The sequence below is a fragment of the Paenisporosarcina sp. genome (genome assembly GCF_049671445.1).
Classification (GTDB): domain Bacteria; phylum Bacillota; class Bacilli; order Bacillales_A; family Planococcaceae; genus Paenisporosarcina.
Genome location: NZ_JBATUX010000052.1, coordinates 1 through 1,981, shown reverse-complemented (window position 1 = coordinate 1,981; position 1,981 = coordinate 1). Strand labels below are relative to the sequence as shown.

The following is a 1,981-nucleotide window of genomic DNA, read 5'->3' as shown; positions in this document are numbered from 1 at the left end:
ATGTGGTTGGGGGATGGCTGCTCGGCTATTCATTCTTCATTCTAGTAGTAGTTTGGTATGAATGGCGCAATCGTAACATGGGCAAACGAAAGCCCCAACCAGAATAACCAAAGTCTTACGCTAATTATTAGCGTAAGATTTTTTAAGAAAGGGTGGTTAACGGTGTTCACTATTCCAGATGAATTAATCGAATTAGGGAAAGAACGTATACAAGGTCATGCCGTCCAAGGATTTGTTCGTAGCTATGGAAACGCTAACCCAAAGTTACTACTCGTGGGGGAAGCACCTGGAGAAAATGAAATTGATACAGGAGTACCTTTTATTGGACGGGCAGGAAATGAACTGATGAAGTCGCTAGAAAGTGTAGGTTTAACACGAGAAGATGTGTATATGACTAGCAGTGTAAGGAGTAGACCATACAAATGGGGAACTAAAAAGGAACGTGACGGGACGATTGTGAAAAGAACTTACAATCGTGCACCAAAACCTTCAGAAATTTTAGCACATGCTCCACTTTTGGATTTTGAGATTCAACATCTTAATCCACTGTTAATTGTTACTCTTGGAACAGTCGGTCTTCAACGATTATTAGGGAAAAGTGCGAAAGTAACCGAATTACACGGACAGCTTATTCATCAACCCGTTCTATATTTGAATAATCTTGAAGATCATCATTATGAATGGACAACAAATTCTTATACAATAGTGCCGACTTTTCATCCAGCATCTGTATTCTATAGACCTTCACTTAGAGAACAAGTTAATCAAGACTGGCTGCAAGTTGGACAGTATTTAAAGGAGATATCACCATGACGTACGAAAAAGCATTGAAACATGCACACTATGAGTATTCAAAAGTAGAGAATTTAGGTGAAGGTGCCTGGCATCGAGCTTGGAAGGTTACGAATGATAGAAATGATCCAGTAGTTTTGCGTGTTCCAAAGAAAATAGCGTATCAAAAAGAAGTAGTTTACGACGAGTCGGCACTAAAAGCGGAGTATGGGGGAACTGAAATTTACTATCGTTGTGTGAATGCAGTTGTAGCAGGAGCAGCACCGGAAATGTTTATAAATTATGTATCTGAAGAATTAACGTATACATTGGAATCCTTTGCAGGAAATCATGTGGATTTGCATCAATTAAATAAAGATGATGCACACAATTTGGGTGAAGTAATTGGACAATTGTATCGAAAAGTAGAACAAGTAGACCATGGAATTGAAGGATTTGGTTTTTTTGCATGGAATGAAGAACAAGGCATACATGGTCAATTTTCGAGTGATTTTAATGGATTTATTGAAGAGGAATGCCAAGAAGTGATGGATGATTATCATGAATTGTCCACGAAAAAACCGCTTTTTGAGAACCCTCAACTAAAAGAGACTTTACTACGCATATGCGAAACCCGATTAAAAGAGATTACTCACCCAGTATTGACCAATCAAGATGCTTCCCCAGAGAACTGGCTGATAGATAAGGGGCAATTACGCATAATCGATCCATTACCCATCGTTTACTTTGGAGAAGTAATGGCCGCAAATTTCTTGAATTTGTATGAAACATTATTTGTGGAGCTTGCACATACTGATCGCTATGGAAAACATCGTTTCCATGAGTGTCAGGAGGCTTTGCAAAGTATTGCGGATGGATTCGTAGTAGGCTATTGTGAAGAAAAATCACAAATTGCCCTTTTAAGAGGGGAACAATTGTTGCAAGTTCTTGACTCTGCCATTGGTCACTTGCGTATGCTGGAGGCTGGAATGACCGAAGAACAAATCATTCGTTATGGCTCACAAGAAGATGTAGAAAAGCGTTTGTTTGCATTTGATAAGAAAATGAACGAATTACTCCATCTTGTTTGAGCTTTCTAAACTCATAAATTTCTTTAGAAGTTGCACAAAGAAAACATATCTCCTACAATAAATTCAATAGATGGATAGAGAAAGTGGTTGGAATTATGGAAGGAAATGTTTTATTTGCG

The 1,981-nt window shown here is 38.4% G+C and carries 2 protein-coding genes; both read left to right on the top strand.

The window, feature by feature from the left end:
• Positions 1 to 162: 162 nt before the first annotated feature.
• A complete protein-coding gene (locus tag WBG45_RS07045; protein WP_424413232.1) occupies positions 163 to 813 on the top strand; it encodes a uracil-DNA glycosylase in 651 nt (216 codons plus the stop codon).
• Positions 810 to 1,862 (top strand): hypothetical protein, encoded by a 1,053-nt coding sequence (locus WBG45_RS07040; RefSeq protein WP_424413230.1) that lies wholly within the window; start codon positions 810 to 812, stop codon positions 1,860 to 1,862. Before WBG45_RS07045 ends, WBG45_RS07040 begins: the two co-directional genes overlap by 4 nt.
• The last annotated feature ends 119 nt before the right edge of the window (positions 1,863 to 1,981 follow it).

Bases quoted from the DNA above. Each gene is read 5' to 3' on its own strand.
- WBG45_RS07040 (WP_424413230.1), top strand. From the start codon at position 810: ATGACGTACGAAAAAGCATTGAAACATGCACACTATGAGTATTCAAAA.